The organism is Sphingobacterium sp. MYb388 (assembly GCF_037479535.1).
Taxonomy (GTDB): domain Bacteria; phylum Bacteroidota; class Bacteroidia; order Sphingobacteriales; family Sphingobacteriaceae; genus Sphingobacterium; species Sphingobacterium anhuiense.
The window spans coordinates 20,448-37,749 of record NZ_JBBGYV010000013.1; the positions used below are offsets into that span (position 1 = coordinate 20,448).

General features: G+C 35.8%; 15 protein-coding genes. 5 read left to right on the plus strand and 10 right to left on the minus strand.

From position 1 onward, the window contains the following. The first annotated feature begins 19 nt into the window (after positions 1-19). On the plus strand, positions 20-1,657 hold the full coding sequence (pruA, locus tag WH188_RS25035; RefSeq protein WP_168127875.1) for an L-glutamate gamma-semialdehyde dehydrogenase: 1,638 nt from the start codon (positions 20-22) through the stop codon (positions 1,655-1,657). 76 nt (positions 1,658-1,733) lie between these two features. On the opposite strand, the gene WH188_RS25040 is transcribed toward pruA, so the two are convergent. The 6 genes from WH188_RS25040 to WH188_RS25065 all read right to left on the minus strand — a co-directional run bounded on the left by WH188_RS25040 (position 1,734) and on the right by WH188_RS25065 (position 7,485). After that, positions 1,734-2,918, minus strand: coding sequence for a metallophosphoesterase family protein (locus tag WH188_RS25040; RefSeq protein WP_168127874.1), 1,185 nt, complete (start codon positions 2,916-2,918; stop codon positions 1,734-1,736). Between the two features lie 6 nt (positions 2,919-2,924). Further along, the gene (locus tag WH188_RS25045) at positions 2,925-3,698 is read right to left on the minus strand and encodes an endonuclease/exonuclease/phosphatase family protein (RefSeq protein ID WP_168127873.1); all 774 of its coding nucleotides are present in this window, start codon (positions 3,696-3,698) and stop codon (positions 2,925-2,927) included. Positions 3,699-3,774: 76 nt separating this feature from the next. Continuing rightward, positions 3,775-4,794, minus strand: coding sequence for a recombinase RecA (gene recA / locus WH188_RS25050; RefSeq protein WP_021191922.1), 1,020 nt, complete (start codon positions 4,792-4,794; stop codon positions 3,775-3,777). Between the two features lie 82 nt (positions 4,795-4,876). Beyond that, entirely contained in the window at positions 4,877-5,545 is a 669-nt protein-coding gene (gene nth / locus WH188_RS25055; protein ID WP_168127872.1) for an endonuclease III, read from the minus strand. Positions 5,546-5,598: 53 nt separating this feature from the next. Then, positions 5,599-5,781 (minus strand): hypothetical protein, encoded by a 183-nt coding sequence (locus WH188_RS25060; RefSeq protein WP_132771512.1) that lies wholly within the window; start codon positions 5,779-5,781, stop codon positions 5,599-5,601. Between the two features lie 72 nt (positions 5,782-5,853). Further along, entirely contained in the window at positions 5,854-7,485 is a 1,632-nt protein-coding gene (locus WH188_RS25065; RefSeq protein ID WP_168127871.1) for a S8 family serine peptidase, read from the minus strand. A gap of 164 nt (positions 7,486-7,649) precedes the next feature. On the opposite strand from WH188_RS25065, the gene WH188_RS25070 reads away from it, so the two are divergent. Then, a complete protein-coding gene (locus tag WH188_RS25070; protein ID WP_168127870.1) occupies positions 7,650-9,782 on the plus strand; it encodes a S9 family peptidase in 2,133 nt (710 codons plus the stop codon). Positions 9,783-9,818: 36 nt separating this feature from the next. Here WH188_RS25070 and WH188_RS25075 read toward each other — a convergent pair whose 3' ends face one another. Then, positions 9,819-10,010 carry a hypothetical protein gene (locus WH188_RS25075; protein ID WP_021191926.1) on the minus strand — a complete coding sequence of 64 codons (192 nt, stop codon included), beginning with the start codon at positions 10,008-10,010 and terminating at the stop codon, positions 9,819-9,821. Between the two features lie 663 nt (positions 10,011-10,673). On the opposite strand from WH188_RS25075, the gene WH188_RS25080 reads away from it, so the two are divergent. The 3 genes from WH188_RS25080 to argC all read left to right on the plus strand — a co-directional run bounded on the left by WH188_RS25080 (position 10,674) and on the right by argC (position 13,840). Beyond that, positions 10,674-11,390 carry an N-acetyltransferase gene (locus WH188_RS25080; RefSeq protein ID WP_021191927.1) on the plus strand — a complete coding sequence of 239 codons (717 nt, stop codon included), beginning with the start codon at positions 10,674-10,676 and terminating at the stop codon, positions 11,388-11,390. A 60-nt stretch (positions 11,391-11,450) separates the two neighbouring features. Then, positions 11,451-12,635, plus strand: coding sequence for an argininosuccinate synthase (gene argG, locus WH188_RS25085; RefSeq protein WP_168127869.1), 1,185 nt, complete (start codon positions 11,451-11,453; stop codon positions 12,633-12,635). Positions 12,636-12,826: 191 nt separating this feature from the next. Continuing rightward, the gene (gene argC, locus WH188_RS25090) at positions 12,827-13,840 is read left to right on the plus strand and encodes an N-acetyl-gamma-glutamyl-phosphate reductase (protein WP_021191929.1); all 1,014 of its coding nucleotides are present in this window, start codon (positions 12,827-12,829) and stop codon (positions 13,838-13,840) included. A 70-nt stretch (positions 13,841-13,910) separates the two neighbouring features. Here argC and WH188_RS25095 read toward each other — a convergent pair whose 3' ends face one another. From WH188_RS25095 to hemB, 3 genes are all read right to left on the minus strand, one after another. Next, positions 13,911-14,732 (minus strand): hypothetical protein, encoded by an 822-nt coding sequence (locus WH188_RS25095; RefSeq protein WP_168127868.1) that lies wholly within the window; start codon positions 14,730-14,732, stop codon positions 13,911-13,913. Between the two features lie 60 nt (positions 14,733-14,792). Further along, positions 14,793-16,124, minus strand: coding sequence for a glutamate-1-semialdehyde 2,1-aminomutase (gene hemL, locus WH188_RS25100; RefSeq protein ID WP_168127867.1), 1,332 nt, complete (start codon positions 16,122-16,124; stop codon positions 14,793-14,795). A gap of 175 nt (positions 16,125-16,299) precedes the next feature. Further along, a complete protein-coding gene (hemB, locus tag WH188_RS25105; protein WP_132771504.1) occupies positions 16,300-17,271 on the minus strand; it encodes a porphobilinogen synthase in 972 nt (323 codons plus the stop codon). Positions 17,272-17,302: the final 31 nt, after the last annotated feature.

The window sequence follows — 17,302 nt, forward strand, 5'->3', positions numbered from 1 at the left end:
AAAATATAAAATTATTACTATGATAAAAGGATTTTTTAATGTACCGACACCTACAAATGAGCCAGTGTACTCATATGCTGTTGGAACAAAAGAACGCAAATTATTAAAAGCGGCGATTGATGAAGCTCGTGCTAAGCAAGTTGACGTACCTATGTATATAGGCGGAAAGGAAGTCCGTACAGATAGTAAAGTATCTATCAATCCTCCACATGATCACCAACATGTTTTGGGACAATATAGTCAAGGTTCTAAAAGTCATGTCACTGATGCCATTAATGCCGCCTTGGCTGCTAAAAGTGATTGGGAGAATTTGCCATGGGAAGACCGTGCAGCAATCTTTTTGAAAGCAGCAGAACTAGCATCGACCAAATATCGTTATAAGTTGAATGCTGCTACCATGTTAGCGCAGTCAAAAAACCCTTATCAGGCAGAAATTGATGCAGCTTGTGAGTTTACAGATTTCTTACGTTTCAACGTACAGTACATGACAGAAATCTATGCACAGCAACCACCAGTATCAGGAAAAGGTGTATGGAATCGCGTAGAGCAACGTCCTTTGGAAGGTTTTGTATTCGCTTTGACACCATTCAATTTTACAGCTATTGCGGGTAATTTACCATCATGTGTTGCTATGATGGGAAATGTTGTCGTATGGAAGCCATCTAATGCTCAGATTTATTCTGCGCAAGTGTTAATGGAGATTTTTATTGAAGCAGGTTTGCCGGCAGGTGTTATTAACTTAGTATATGTATCTGGACCTGACGCAGGTGATGTAATTTTCAAACATCCTGATTTTGCTGGTATCCACTTCACAGGTTCTACAGGAGTTTTCCAAGATATTTGGAAAACAATCGGTGAGAATATCCATCTTTACAAGACATATCCAAGAATAGTTGGTGAAACTGGAGGTAAAGATTTTATTTTAGTTCATCCAACAGCAGATTTGCAAGTAACTAATACAGCATTAGTTCGCGGTGCATTTGAATATCAAGGACAAAAATGTTCAGCTGCTTCACGTGCTTATGTTCCTGCATCGATGTGGCCAGCATTGAAAGATGCAATGACTACAGATGTGAATTCATTCAAAATTGGAGGAACAGAAGATTTTACAAATTTCATCAATGCAGTTATTGATGAGAAATCATTTGACAAGATTTCAAAATATATTGATCGTGCAAAAGAATCTGCTGATGCTGAAGTTGTGATCGGTGGGACATACGATAAATCTAAAGGTTACTTCATTTCTCCAACTGTTATTGTGGCTAAAAAATCAGATTATGAAACAATGTCAGAAGAATTGTTCGGGCCAGTTTTGACAATTTTTGTTTATGAAGATGAGAAATGGGAAGAAACATTAGAAATCGTTGATAAAACTTCTATTTATGCTTTAACAGGTTCAGTTATCGCTAAAGATCGCTATGCAATCGCGCAGGCAACACATGCATTGCGTAATGCAGCAGGTAATTTCTATGTTAATGATAAGTGTACTGGTGCCGTAGTAGGGCAACAGCCATTCGGTGGTGCACGTGGTTCTGGTACAAATGATAAAGCCGGATCAATGATCAACTTATTGCGTTGGGTATCTCCACGTACGATTAAAGAAACCTTTAATCCAGATACAAACTATAAATATCCTTTCTTAGAAGAAGGTGAATAGTCAGATCGATTATTAATTTTATAAAAAAGGCGTTTACTATGTAAGCGCCTTTTTTACGTGCAATAATTAGTAATAATTATGCCTTTTTAAGATGACCTAATACATCTCCATTATCTTTGATCATTTTTATATCTAACGATTTCTTATCACCGTTCACATCTATTATTGTACGTTCTCCAACCTTTGGACCGCCACCGATGAAGATCGTATAATTATGATCTTTATCAGGCGGATAATACCCATATTTGTGTGTATGTCCTGTAATCATCGCATCAATTTTATACTTCTGAAATAATGGATGAAAGCTTGAGCGGTTATGTAATGTTCCGTGCCAGTCATCAGAGTGAAAAATAGGAATGTGGCTGACAACAACGGTATGCTGAGAGGCCTTTCTTTCTTTCGATTGCAAAACTTTCTCTAACCAAATAGCCTGTTCTTTACGGTAATTGTCATAATCTACAGTTCCTCCATACACCTCATGTGTATCTGGTTTATCCTCCCCACTGTCTAGTAGAATCCAGTAAATAGGGCCCAATTTGAAGGATTGATAGAATTTATTTTCAGGATAGCCAAATAACTTTTTGAAAAGACGAGAAAATGAACCCCTTGTTTCATGATTACCGCGATTCATGATAAAAGGCCTGCTGGTTTCAAAAAATGAAAAGGGTTGAAGCAGTTTTTCTGTTATATCTTTTTGGTTTGTAACATAATGAAAAGAATCGCCATTTAGAATAGAAAAATCATATGCTTCTATATTATGACTTGGAACTAGATCCTTATACGTGTCTTTCGCTTCGTGTACATCATTATATATCAAACATCTAATTTTGTCCTGATCTTTTTCAGCTAATTTGGCAGAAAAAATGTTGGTTTTAATTTCCTCTCCGTAAACAATTTTATAAGCTTCAAATTTAAGAACTTCTTTAGCTACTATTCTATATTTAAAGACTCTAGGCGCTTCCTGTATAGTAAATTTAAATAAGTCAGTATTAGCCTCTAACATACCATCTTCGCTTTGATATATCTTGTCAATTACCTGATTGTTATCGTCCAAGATCTCCAACCATGCAAATGCAGGTTTGCTTAAAATGGAAAAGATACTTATACTCTTATTGATTTGATTTTGCAAATATGCTGGTACGATAAAATCAAATTTTTCGTTGTCACTAAGTTCTTTTTTTTCCTCAGCCAAACCGATGCTTGGTAATGTTATGCCCGCTAAGGTTAAGGCCTCTATAAATTTTCTTCTATTGATACTCATGAGCTATTATTGGGCATTAATTTCAACATATACAGGTCTATGATCACTTGCATAAGTTTCAGATAAAACGTGATGATTTTTAAATTTAAACTGACTTCCTTTATTTATCATGATAAAATCAATTTCACGATCAGGATTTACTTCAGGTATTGTAAATCCATTTTTGATTTGACTGCGTGTAAATATTTGCTCTAAATTACGGATTGGTTGTTCTGCAGGTGTTGCATTTAGATCACCGACTAGAATAATAAGGTTTTTATCATTCTTAAATTTGTCAATGATAAAAGCCGTTTGTGCAAGCCTATTTTCATTTTTCAAATCAAGGTGCGTATTAGCAAACTTGACTACTTTTCCTTTTATATTTATATGGATTATGCCTAAACTTCTCTTTTCACTTTCAATTGGTGATGGAAGTTCGAAACGTTCACTTTTAACAATCGGGTATTTCGAAAGGATCACAGTCCCATACTCACCCGCATCTAGATTAATTCCTTTAGAAAAGAAGTAGTGCATACCTGTGAGTTGAGCTAATTTCTTTGCCTGATCAATATTTTGGGATCGATCTAAGTTAACATCAATTTCTTGTAGACCAACTAGATCTGCATTTGTTTTTTTGATAATGGATGCGATCGTATCTAGATTGATAACGTCGGCATTTTCACTAGGAGGGTTAGCATGATGGATATTGTATGTTAATATCTTTAATTGTTGTGCCGAAAGTAGAAGCGAGCTGCAACATAAAATTGAAAGAATAAAATAAGAAAGAATATACTTTTTCATTAGCATAGGTTTTAGTAAATAAATATAGCCATTCTTTTGGAATGGCTATATTAAAAATCTATATGTAACGAAAAAATTAACCTTCTTCTAAAACGAGATTTGGATCTACGCCAGCAACTTCAGCTCTGATTTTTGCTTCTAGTTCATCCGCCAAATCCGGGTTGTCAAGTAATAATGATTTTACAGCATCACGACCTTGTCCCAATTTTGTCTCTCCATAGCTAAACCATGAACCAGCTTTCTTAATGATATTGTATTCAACACCTAAGTCGATGATTTCACCAACTTTTGAAATACCCTCTCCGAACATGATATCAAATTCGGCGATTCGGAATGGAGGAGCTACTTTATTCTTAACAATTTTTACTTTTATGCGGTTACCAGATACTTCATCAGAATCTTTGATCTGAGAAGTACGACGGATATCAAGACGTACAGATGCATAGAATTTTAATGCATTACCACCTGTCGTTGTTTCAGGGTTACCAAACATAACACCGATTTTTTCACGGAGCTGGTTGATGAAAATACAACAGCAGTTTGTTTTGGAAATTGTACCTGTTAATTTACGTAAAGCTTGAGACATTAAACGTGCTTGAAGTCCCATTTTGGAATCCCCCATCTCACCTTCAATTTCTGCTTTAGGTACTAAAGCAGCGACGGAGTCAATAACAATAATATCAATAGCTCCAGAGCGGATCAGATTATCGGCAATTTCTAAAGCCTGTTCGCCATTATCGGGTTGTGCAATTAATAAGTTCTCAACATCAACACCTAATTTCTGCGCGTAGTATTTGTCAAAAGCATGTTCAGCATCAATAAAAGCAGCTATACCGCCTGATTTTTGAGCCTCAGCAATGATATGTGTTGCAAGGGTTGTTTTACCAGAAGACTCAGGACCGTAAATCTCAATGATACGACCTTTAGGAACGCCTCCGATACCTAATGCGATATCAAGACCTAAAGAACCTGTAGAGATTGATTCAATGGGATCAACAGTAGTATCTCCTAATTTCATAATGGCGCCTTTGCCATATGATTTCTCTAATTTATCTAATGTAAGCTGTAATGCTTTTAATTTATCTGGGTTGCTCATATTCTTAGTATTGTTAAGTCAAAAGTAAGGAATAGTTTTTAATTTGCAAAATATTTTTACTAAAAAAATTAGTCTACTGTTTTTAACTAACTTTTTCTTTGATTTCTTTCACTTGGTGCGTTTTTTCAAAATATTTACACATGTAAGTAATGGCACATTTGTCACATTGAGGTTTTCGGGCTAAGCAAATGTAGCGACCATGTAATATAAGCCAATGATGTGCAATAGCAATAGTTTCAACAGGCAGATATTTGACCAGTTGTTTTTCCACAGCAAGTGGAGTTGTAGCTTTACTCGTGAGGCCAAGCCGGTTACTAACGCGAAATACATGGGTATCAACAGCCATTGCAGGTTGATTGTAAACCACTGAAGAGATGACGTTTGCCGTTTTCCTGCCGACACCGGGTAGTTTTATCAAATCTTCTATTTTTTCAGGAACTGTAGAATCAAATACATCAACGAGCATTTTGGCCATTCCAACCAAATGTTTCGCTTTATTATTCGGATAGCTTACTGAACGGATATACGTGAATATTTCCTCAGCACTACTATTCGCCAAAGTTTCGACAGTTGGAAATTGTTGGAAAAGTTTAGGGGTCACCAGATTGATTCGTTTATCTGTGCATTGTGCAGACAATATTACAGCGACCAATAATTCATAAGGATTACTATAATTTAATTCTGTTTGTGCATCTGGGCTATTTTTAGAAAAATATTCTACAAAAGCTTTATATCTATCTTTTTTCAACATATCTATCAAAGATAGTTAAGTTTTTAAAATATAGAAAAGGCTTAATCTCCCGACTAAGCCTTTTTGTTGACTACAGATTTTGAGTAATTCAAAATTCTATCAATACAGGAATCACTTGGATTCATCATGATTTTTGGTAGCTGAAGTTTTAATTGTTGTTCCACATCCTCATCAGAGATTTTTACTTCTGTTTCGATGTTTTTAACTTCATTTTCTGTTGTAAAGTTTTCGACCATACGCAATCTTTGTTGTTACTGTTAAATTTATTAGTAAAACGTAAAACAAGATGCAAATATTATGTCAATATTTTATTTTTTCTTTTTAATGAGATATTCATTTGCTTTTTGCACAGCCATGTAAGCATTAACTATACCGCCTGAAATAGAAATATCAGCTAATTTGACTGTCTTGTAAGAACCATCTTCCAGTTTAATTCGAACCGAATCATCTAACTTTGTAACAGAATTCATGATAATCTCTTTTGTCTCAAGAGCTGATAACTGCGGGTAGTAAGAGCGTAACATACCAGCAAGACCGGCAACTACAGGTGCAGCCATACTTGTACCCTGCTCTTCTTTGTATTCAGAGTGTGGAGCAGTTGAATTGATATATAATCCTGGAGCAAATACATCCACGGAAGCTTTACCATAGTTTGAAAAACTTGCCAGCAGCTCATCATCTTTCCGAGGCCCTGTCGCACCAACAGTAATCCATGCATCTGCAACGCCTGTTATAGCACCTAAGCTATCTGTATAAAATTTATTCGGATAATTAGGTGAAATATCATTATCCTCACTGTCGTTACCTGCAGCATGAACAAGTAAAACATCTTTTGACATAGCATATTTTACTGCCTCATCTACCGTATTTTTATTATAAGCGTATCCTTTTCCGAAACTCATGTTAATAACCTTAGCGCCATTATCAACAGCATAGCGGATGCCATTTGCGACATCTTTGTCACGCTCATCTCCATCTGGCACTAGGCGAACTGAAAGTATTTTTACATCGTTAGCGACCCCTTTAATGCCAATATTATTTTTACGATCAGCTGCAATGATACCGGCTACGTGTGTTCCGTGAAGTGCATCAGGACCTGTAACATCCGAGTTTCCGTAATGATATTCACGTGCATCATCGTAGTTATCACCAACAATAGAACGTGAATCATATTCTTTATTAAGATGATAGGCGACTTGATTTCCGAAGTAATTTGCACCTTCAGTTAAATCATCATAAAACTTTTCAAATCCGCCAGCTTTCTCAATTTCTTCTTTCGCAATTCTAATCGCAATCTTTTGACGGTTGCCCGGAGGATTGAGACTATCTAGATCTGCTGTTGTTATCGCAGACTTATCCTTATTGATGCTTTTGACAAGATTATCTATGTTCTCTTTCAATGCAACATAATTTAGTGCACCATATTTTGCTTCATCCAATTTCTCATTATAGGCATCGACCATTTTTAAATAAGCATTGTAAGCACGTTTTTCTTGGTCGGTCATAACGGTCGAAGCCGTTACTCCATCATATTTTGGAGCATGTTTACGGATCAGTCTTGTTAATTCCAAATTATCAAAATGCACGTTTTCACCAGTTGCGTTACCAATGAAATTCCAGCCATATTTATCATTAATGAACCCATTTTTGTCGTTATCAACTCCATTCGAGATACTGTCTTTCGGATTAATCCAGACTATGTTTTTTAAATCCTCATGATTGACATCAACACCCCCATCCAGAACGGCTACAATAATGGGTGTAGATTTTTTACCTTTTAGTAAACTCTCGTAAGTTCTTTCTGTACTTATACCCAGTACACCATCTTTTTCATAATCCAGATTAAACCAGTTTTCAGGTACACTTTTATTCTCCTGAGCGTAGCCAAAAATGGGAGTTAATCCAATAGCAAATACATACAGTAATCTTTTTAAATTCATCTTTTGATATTTTGATGTGGTTACGATCTGCAAATATAATGCTAGTATAATGCTTAAAATGTTAATTTTTACTAAATAATACTGATACATCCGTATTTTTACCTTTACATAATTCTGAATTCTTTGGTTAATTCAGTCTTTTGATCATTACGAAAATTAGAAATATGATTATTTTAAGCGCTATAATAGGAACAGCACGAGCAGAGCAATATACTTCAGAACAATTAAATACAAAAGGTATTCAAGCTCCCTTAGCAGTGATTAAACCACATAAGAGAGACATTCACAACGACCAAGTGATCGATGATTATTATTGGATGAATGATTTCTTTAAGGAGGGGCCTGACGCTGAATTGGTAATTGATTATTTAAAAAAAGAAAATGATTATACGAATGCTGTGCTAAAGCCAACGGAAAAATTGCAGGAGCAATTGTTTCAGGAAATGAAAGCACGGATTAGAGAAAAAGATGAATCTGTTCCTTATCTTAAAAATGGATATTATTACTATACCCGTACAGAAGATGGGCAGCAGTATTTTAAGTTTTGTAGAAAAAAGGATGAGCTTAATGCGAGCGAAGAGATTCTGCTCGATATTGATGCCATGGCAGCAGGTTATGCGTATTACGCTGCTACAGGGTTTTCGATAAGCCCCGATAACAACTTAATGTCTTTTGGTGTCGACACCGTATCACGAAGAGAATATACCATTTTCATTAAAAATCTACTTACGGGTGAAATCTATAAAGACGAAATACCAAAAACATCAGGAAACTCTACTTGGGCTAAGGATAATAAAACGCTTTACTATACGGCAAAAAATCCAGTTACATTATTAAGTGAAAAAATTAATAGACATACATTAGGAACACTTGTAGATGATGATGTAACCGTTTATGAAGAAATTGATAATACCAATTACATCGGTGTCGGAAAATCAAAGAATGGTGAATACATATTTATTGAATCAGAAGGAACGCTTTCATCAGAAGTTTTTTATCTGAAATCTGATGACCCAGCTGGAAATTTTCAGGTGTTTCAACCAAGAATGAAAAATGTGCTGTACCATGTTACAGCTTTGGAAGATCGCTTTCTCATTGTAACAAATGACGAAGCAAAAAATTTCAAGGTTATGCAGTGTCAGCTTGGTATGACTAGTAGAGAACATTGGAGAGCATTTATTCCACATCGAGAAGATGTATTAGTAAGTGAGGTAGATGAATTCAAAGACTATTTGGTCGTTACCGAAAGGAAAAATGGATTGTCTCAAATAGCTATACACAACTTACAAAATGAAGAACAGTATTATCTTGATTTTGGAGAAGTAGCTTATACAGTTTATCCCAGTACTAATGTTGAATACGATACACAAAAATTACGTTTCGGCTATACCTCGCTTGTAACACCTTTATCGACTTATGAGTACGATATGGTGACTAGGGAAAAAATCTTATTGAAGCAACAAGAGGTTGTTGGGGGCTATGATACGCATGCATATAGTACGGAACGCATTTTTGCAAAAGCAAGTGATGGTACTGCTATTCCCATTTCTCTTGTCTATAAAAATGGTATTAAGAAAGATGGTTCGGCACCTTTGCTATTATATGCATATGGTTCGTATGGATACGCGATAGATCCTACATTTAATAGTGCTCGATTGAGTTTGTTAGATCGCGGTTTTGTATATGCAATAGCACATATCCGAGGAGGTGAGGAGATGGGGAGACAATGGTATGAAGAAGGTAAAATGATGAATAAGATCAATACATTTACAGATTTTATTTCTTGTGGTCATTATTTAATTGATCAGAAATTTACAAGCTTGGGACATCTTTATGCACAAGGAGGAAGTGCAGGTGGACTTTTAATGGGAGCGATAGCCAATATGGAACCAAATCTATGGAATGGTATTATTGCACAAGTTCCTTTTGTGGATGTCGTGAATACGATGTTGGACGAAGGCATTCCATTAACAACCAATGAATATGACGAATGGGGAAATCCTAATGAAAAGGAAGCTTACTATTATATGAAGAGCTATTCCCCATATGAAAATATAGAAGGAAAGGAATATCCAAATATATTAGTCACAACAGGATTGCACGATAGTCAGGTTCAATATTTTGAGCCGGCAAAGTGGGTCGCGAAATTAAGAAAGATGAAAACTGATCATCATGTGTTACTGCTTAAAACGGATATGGAGTACGGTCATGGTGGGGCATCCGGACGATTTGACTATCTCAAAGATATTGCTTTAAACTATGCATTTCTATTTGCTTTAGAGCATATAGAGAAGTAAATCATAAATAATAAAAGCGCCTTTCAGGCGCTTTTATTATTTATGATTTAAACTATCGACTTTTTCATCATGTTCGATTTGTCTAGAATCAATTTGATGTTGTTGATAATTATCCATCGCAACCTTGCTCGCCTTTTGCGAAACATATATTGCGAGAACAGCAATTACTGTGATAAGTGCAATTCCCCAAGCATATTTTTGTTTATCTTGTTTAACTAACCAATACATAAAAATAAAGTAAGGGATCCCGAAAATGCAATAAAAAATGATACTAGGAGTGTCCATATGCTGTTGTGTACTAATGGCGAACTTTATAAGATCACCGATGAAGCACAAAATTATCTAATTTTAATGAGAATACTAAAAGTTTCTATTTCTTTATTTTTTTTAGTATTGATAGCAAGTTATTAATGATTCTAGACATTTGTTACCAGATTGGTTTTTTTATTCATCAGTTATTCATTACAATAAAATGATTTAAGTGATTGATTTATAAGTTGTAAGTTGAGTGGTTTTAAGTTTTTGTAGTTTTTTGTCATTTTATAAAAAATGCGTACTATTATTGCAGAAAAGAAAAAAATTATTTTATACATTTGCAACGTCCTTTAAGAAGACGATAACTAGAAATGAAGAATAACAATACATTAAAATTCTCTTTGCTACATGCTTTTAAAAAGTTTGTTGGTAAGAGGTATTGTTCTTTTATTTTTAGGCAGATTCCAGTTCTTCGCTTTCGACGACCCATACTACCTCGGGCTTGATATGAGGTAGTGATCTTTCTTTTCAGTAATATCATCAGGTCCGATGATGGCGCTCCACGATTTTATTAATTGTTTTTTCATAACAAAACGCAATTTCGGTTGTTAGTTTTATTATTTGGGTCGTAAGTCAATGACTATTTCAGAATTTTTAATTATTCCCGCAAAACCTGAGCATGTTGCATATGCTGAGCAGATTTGCAATGAAATGTTCGAGTCTGCAAAAGCTCGAGGTACTGGTATTGCACGTCGCAAGCCAGAATATGTTGCTAATAAAATGATTGAGGGTAAAGCCGTTATTGCTTTACACAAGGATGGAAGATGGGCTGGGTTTGTCTATATTGAAACCTGGGGACATGGTGATTATGTTGCCAATTCTGGTTTAATTGTCAATCCTGAATTTCGTAAAGTAGGTTTAGCCAAAGCAATTAAAAAAAGAGTCTTCGATTTATCTCGCGAAAAGTATCCACATGCAAAGATTTTTGGTTTAACGACAGGTTTGGCGGTTATGAAAATTAATTCAGAACTAGGTTATGAACCTGTGACCTATTCCGAGCTCACACAAGATGAAGAATTTTGGAAAGGATGCCAAAGTTGTGTGAATTACGATATCCTATTAAGTAAGGATCGTAAAAACTGTATGTGTACAGCTATGCTTTGGGACCCTGTTGATAAGGAACGCGAATTGAAAGAAAAAATTCAGCGAAAAGCAGAAGCAAAAGAAAGATTAGAGCGTATTACGCAGAAACAATCGTTGTTGAAACGTATAGAAGCAAAATTATGGAAATCAGCAAAGAAGTTTGTTGCAGCTAATTTCCATAAGAGTAAAAAAGTAGTTAAGGAGTTTTAAGTTTTTTATATTTTTGTTTAAGTCTCATTCCGAGGTTTATCAATGAATTAATCCAAAAAGATGAAAAAAGTAGTTTTAGCATTCAGTGGTGGGTTAGATACATCATTTTGTTGTATTTATCTAACACAAGATTTAGGTTTAGAAGTTCACTCAGTAGTAGTTAACACAGGAGGTTTTTCCGATGAGGAATTAAAACAGATTGAAGAGCGAGCTTATGCTTTAGGCGTAAAGTCGCATACAGCTATTGATGAAACAGAAGACTATTACCGCGAAACTATTAAATATTTGATTTTTGGTAATGTATTGAAAAATGCAACTTATCCATTATCAGTATCCGCTGAGCGAGTTTGTCAAGCGACCGCTATTGCCAATTATGCTAAGAAAATTGGAGCAGAATGTGTAGCGCATGGATCTACAGGTGCAGGCAATGATCAGGTACGTTTTGATATGATTTTTCATACCTTAATTCCAGGAGTGGAAATTATTACGCCAATCCGTGATTTGCAATTATCACGCGAAGATGAAATAGAATATTTAAATAAACATGGTGTTGAATATTCAGCTGAGAAAGCTAAATACTCGATTAATAAAGGTCTTTGGGGTACTTCAGTAGGAGGAGCAGAGACATTAACATCCAATCAGTATTTACCAGATTCCGCTTGGCCAACACCAGTAACTTCTACAGAACCTCAGCAGATTACGATTGATTTTGTAAAAGGTGAACCAACAGCATTGAATGGAAAAGCATTAGATGCGGTACGTGTAATTCAAGAATTACAAGCATTGGCACAACCTTATGGTATCGGTCGTGATATCCACGTAGGAGATACCATTATTGGTATTAAAGGCCGTGTAGGATTTGAGGCAGCTGCATCCGTTATTTTGATAAAAGCACACCATGCTTTAGAAAAACATACGTTGACTAAATGGCAATTATCTTGGAAGGATCAGATTGCAGGGTTTTATGGCAATTATATGCACGAAGGACAAATGCACGACCCTGTAATGCGTGATATCGAGGCATTTTTACAATCTACTCAGGAAACTGTAACAGGAAAAGTGATTATCGAGTTACACCCTTACCGCTTTGTCGTTATTGGTATCGAATCGGAATATGATTTAATGTCTAATAAATTTGGAACATACGGTGAAATGAACGCTGGATATACAGGTGACGATGTAAAAGGATTCTCTAAAATATTTGGTAATCAAACCATTATTTGGCATAAAGTTAACGGAAAGTAAGCATTATTGTAATTCGTTTAATTCGAATTCGGCACTTATTTCTTTGTTAAAATACAATGGATCCCATGCTCACCATTTGAGATAGGGATCCATTTTTTACATACATTGGACCGATAGATGTGTCCTTGGATATGTTAAATTAGTAGCCCATCCATCGCATCGTAGGACAATTAAAATCTAAATACTAAAAAATGATAAAAGTAGGAATAGTAGGGTCAGCAGGGTACACTGGAGGAGAATTATTACGCGTGTTGATTTATCATCCGGAAGTTGAAATTGTATTTGCCAATAGTGCCTCCAATGCAGGCAATAAAATCTATGAAGTACACAATGATCTATTTGGTGATACGGAATTAACATTCTCTTCAGATTTTCATTCAGATATAGATGTATTATTCTTATGTGTAGGTCACGGAGATGCTCGTAAGTTTTTGGATGAAAATCCAATTGATCCTTCTGTGAAGATAATTGATCTATCACAAGATTACCGTTTGAAAGCGAATACGGCGTACAACGGTAAGAATTTTGTATATGGTTTACCTGAACTGAATAGAGATAAAATTAAAACAGCTCACTATATTGCAAACCCGGGTTGCTTTGCAACAAATATCCAATTGGCTCTTTTGCCATTGGCAGATAAGGGTTTATTACCGAGTCAGATTCACGTGAATGCAACAACAGGATCTACAGGAGCAGGACAGAAACCAGGCGCGACTACACACTTCTCGTGGCGCAATAATAACCTATCCGCTTATAAATCTTTTGAACACCAGCACTTGCAGGAAATATCGGAATCTTTAGCACAATTGCAGGATGGATTCCTTCCTCAGTCAGATCAATCCTTACTAGAAAGAGCTGCCGAGAGAATCAATTTTGTTCCGCAACGAGGTGATTTTGCAAGAGGGATATTTTCAGTTATATACGTCGATTCAGATTTATCTGAAGAACAGGCTTATGAACTTTACGAAGCTTATTATGAAGGACATCCCTTTACCCATGTGAGTCGTAAAAATATTGATTTAAAACAAGTTGTTAATACAAATAAAAGTATTATTCATATAGAAAAACACGGTAACAAATTATTAATCTTGAATGCAACAGATAATTTGTTGAAAGGCGCATCAGGACAAGCCGTACAAAATATGAATTTAATGTTTGGTCTAGATGAAAGAGCAGGGTTAAATTTGAAGAGTGTAGGGTTTTAAACATAATATATTGTTCATAAAAAAGGCTTCAAGATTATTCTTGAAGCCTTTTTTATAATGCTATTAGCTTTTATTGTGCTAATAATTTGATATCTCTTTCTACAGAAACATTGTCACCAGTGATGGCATTACCATCCTTATCCACTAGTGTCAATTTTACCTTCACATCCCCTAAAGGTAAGCCCTTTATTTCATATGGGCCCCATTTATCCAATGTGAATTGTTTCCCATTCACATCCGCTAATACTTTATTGCCGTCAGCGGCTAAAGTTGTGTTGACCAAGAAAAAGTCTAACAATAATACTTTCGTATCTTCACCCTTATATTCACCTTTTGGACGGCTATAGAATAATGATGGAGCTGTAACTGCTGCATCTTGAACTACTTTTCCATCCTTGTCAATCTTAAATTTAACCAATTTAGAAGCCTCAGTTGTCTTAATTGATTCATGGTAGGAGCGAGATAAGAATGACATCAGATAATGCTCCGAATTCAGCGCTAAAGTAACCGTGTTTTCTGGTTTATATAGAGCTGCATAAGGTTTATTGTCTAATATAAAGTGAATGTGTTGACCATCATGAGAATTTGCCATATGATGCTCATGAGCAGTTTGTTCAGTAAGTTTAAAATTACTAACAGCATACTTTACAGTTACTTTTGCCGAATCCGTTCCAACCTTTTCAGATGTAATAGAGGCAATTTTCAAGTCAGCACCAGGAAATGCTTTCGAGTCCGAGACTGGTGTTACGGTTATTTCAGTACCAGCAACTGTATCAGTAGAAACAGTAGAATCCTGTCCCGTTGTTGTTTTAGTTGCGGTATTTTGACAAGAAGCTAATGTTCCTGTGATAGCCAAAACAGCAGCAACAGACTTTAAGATATTTTTTTTCATAATTATTATTGATTGATCATTCAATAAATATAAACAGATTATTTATGAAAAAGTTCACGATTACCCGAAAACTAAATCCAATGCCGCGAAAATATGTCTTTTAGCCGTAATTAAATCTTCATCTGTATGCGCATGCGAGATAAAGCCGACCTCATAACCAGAAGGGCCAAAGTATATACCACGATTCAGCAATTCACGATGCATCAATTTATATAATTCCATCGAATTTGGATCAATTTCGCTCGCTTTCAAAATCGCCTCTTGATCTGTAAAAGCAAACCAGAAGATCGAAGCAATCGTAAAGATTTTTACTTCATAATTCTTTTCTTCAATATAGTTTCGTATTTCAGAAACGAATGACTCCGTTTTTGCATTCAGGTTTTTATAGAAATCGGGCTGTGTTAAGACTTTACATGTGGCGATTCCGGCAGCCATTGCAACTGGATTACCTGATAATGTTCCCGCTTGGTAAACAGAACCATCAGGAGAAATACAGCTCATCAATTCTTTAGATGCCCCGTAAGCTCCAACCGGCATACCACCTCCGATAATTTTTCCATAGGTAATGATATCAGGTTGCACATCATAATAAGCGGCAGCACCTTCAAAACCTAATCGGAAACCAGTGATCACCTCATCAAAGATAAGTAAGGCTCCATTTTGTGTTGTTATCTCTCTTAAATAATGAATGTATTCTTTGGTCTGGAGTAAAAGACCATTATTGGCAGGAACACCTTCAATAATAACAGCAGCAATCTGATCTTTAAATTGATCAAAAACTGCGGCCAACGCCTCTTTATCATTTAATGCAATGACAATGGTTTCATCAGCAAATGCTTTAGGAACGCCAGCAGAAGAAGTTTCACCAAAAGTAACCAATCCAGATCCAGCCTTTACCAAAAGAGAATCCGAATGTCCATGATAGCAACCCTCAAACTTAACAATCTTATCACGTTTCGTGTACCCTCTAGCCAAGCGGATAGACGACATGACAGCTTCAGTACCTGAGCTTACAAAACGGATTTTTTCAATAAATCGATTGTTAGAAATAATCAATTCAGCCAGCTCATTTTCGAGAGCAGTAGGTGCTCCAAAACTTAAACCTTTGCTTAATTGTGCCATTACTGCCTCACGAATCTGATCGTTGTTATGACCTAAAATAAGTGGACCCCAAGAACAACAAAAATCGATAAACTCATTTTCATCCGCATCCCAGATATGAGCTTTATCTCCTCTTTCAATAAATAAAGGGGTGCCATAAACAGATTTAAAGGCACGTACTGGTGAATTTACGCCACCAGGAAAATATTGTTTCGCTTTTTCAAAAAGTTGTGCCGACTTCTCCCTAGAAATATCAGCAGTTTTCGTGTGAGCGCTATTTTGTTGTGTCATATTGATTATAATTTACAGGACAAAAGTATCCAATTATTTACTAAAATCTCTCATTTCAGTGTAAGGAATAGCATTATACAAAACACCATCTAGATGTTATCACGATGAGGACTTAGCTATAACAGATGAAGCCCAAGGATTATCCTTGGGCTTCATCTGTTATTTAATAAGTTGTTTATTTAATCCAACCTTTTTCTATAGCTTCTTTAGCATGGTACGTTAAGATTGCAGTAGCACCTGCACGACGGAAACTCATTAGAGTCTCCAATATAGCGGTTTCTTGTAACCAACCATTACCAATAGCAGCTTTGATCATAGCATATTCGCCGGAGACATTGTACGCAGCAATAGGCAAATCAAAATTATCATGTAATGATTTAATGATGTCCAAATAAGGAAGACCCGGTTTTACCATTAAAAAATCAGCACCTTCTTCCAGATCTAATTGCGCTTCGATTAATGCCTCTCTGCTGTTAGCATAACTCATTTGATAACTCTTTTTGTCACCTTTTTTAGGAGCAGAACCTAAAGCATCACGAAAAGGACCATAGAATGAAGAAGCATATTTTGCCGTGTAGGACATCAATGACACATTGGTGAAACCATTTTCATCTAGAATATTACGGATAAAACCAATACGGCCATCCATCATATCCGAAGGAGCGATAATATCCGCACCAGCATGCGCATGTGCTAAAGCCATTTTACCCAGAACAACTAAAGTCTCATCATTTAGGATTTCTCCATTCTCTACAATACCATCATGTCCATCCGAACTATAAGGGTCCATAGCAACATCAGTAATGACACAAGCTTCAGGGAAATTTTTCTTGACCTCTTCGATTGCTTGAAGATATAGCGTACCTTTTCTGTAGCTTTCAGTTGCGAATTTATCTTTCAAAGATTCTTCGACAGCAGGAAATAAATCAAATGAATTTAATCCAAGTTTTAAACAGCTTTCAATTTCACGCAATAAGTTGTCAATCGAATAACGAAAGATACCTGGCATAGATGAAATTTCAGTTTTTTGATTTTGACCTTCTACAATAAAGAGTGGAAAGATCAAATTAGCGGTACTTAAGCGGTTTTCTTGAATCATATCGCGAATCACAGCAGATTTACGATTTCTTCTCGGACGTTGTAACATGTTATATGTATTAAAAAAGATTGGAAGAATG

Bases quoted from the DNA above. Each gene is read 5' to 3' on its own strand.
- pruA (WP_168127875.1), top strand. From the start codon at position 20: ATGATAAAAGGATTTTTTAATGTACCGACACCTACAAATGAGCCAGTG.
- WH188_RS25040 (WP_168127874.1), bottom strand. From the start codon at position 2,918: ATGAGTATCAATAGAAGAAAATTTATAGAGGCCTTAACCTTAGCGGGC.
- WH188_RS25045 (WP_168127873.1), bottom strand. From the start codon at position 3,698: ATGAAAAAGTATATTCTTTCTTATTTTATTCTTTCAATTTTATGTTGC.
- recA (WP_021191922.1), bottom strand. From the start codon at position 4,794: ATGAGCAACCCAGATAAATTAAAAGCATTACAGCTTACATTAGATAAA.
- nth (WP_168127872.1), bottom strand. From the start codon at position 5,545: ATGTTGAAAAAAGATAGATATAAAGCTTTTGTAGAATATTTTTCTAAA.
- WH188_RS25060 (WP_132771512.1), bottom strand. From the start codon at position 5,781: ATGGTCGAAAACTTTACAACAGAAAATGAAGTTAAAAACATCGAAACA.
- WH188_RS25065 (WP_168127871.1), bottom strand. From the start codon at position 7,485: ATGAATTTAAAAAGATTACTGTATGTATTTGCTATTGGATTAACTCCC.
- WH188_RS25070 (WP_168127870.1), top strand. From the start codon at position 7,650: ATGATTATTTTAAGCGCTATAATAGGAACAGCACGAGCAGAGCAATAT.
- WH188_RS25075 (WP_021191926.1), bottom strand. From the start codon at position 10,010: ATGTATTGGTTAGTTAAACAAGATAAACAAAAATATGCTTGGGGAATT.
- WH188_RS25080 (WP_021191927.1), top strand. From the start codon at position 10,674: ATGACTATTTCAGAATTTTTAATTATTCCCGCAAAACCTGAGCATGTT.
- argG (WP_168127869.1), top strand. From the start codon at position 11,451: ATGAAAAAAGTAGTTTTAGCATTCAGTGGTGGGTTAGATACATCATTT.
- argC (WP_021191929.1), top strand. From the start codon at position 12,827: ATGATAAAAGTAGGAATAGTAGGGTCAGCAGGGTACACTGGAGGAGAA.
- WH188_RS25095 (WP_168127868.1), bottom strand. From the start codon at position 14,732: ATGAAAAAAAATATCTTAAAGTCTGTTGCTGCTGTTTTGGCTATCACA.
- hemL (WP_168127867.1), bottom strand. From the start codon at position 16,124: ATGACACAACAAAATAGCGCTCACACGAAAACTGCTGATATTTCTAGG.
- hemB (WP_132771504.1), bottom strand. From the start codon at position 17,271: ATGTTACAACGTCCGAGAAGAAATCGTAAATCTGCTGTGATTCGCGAT.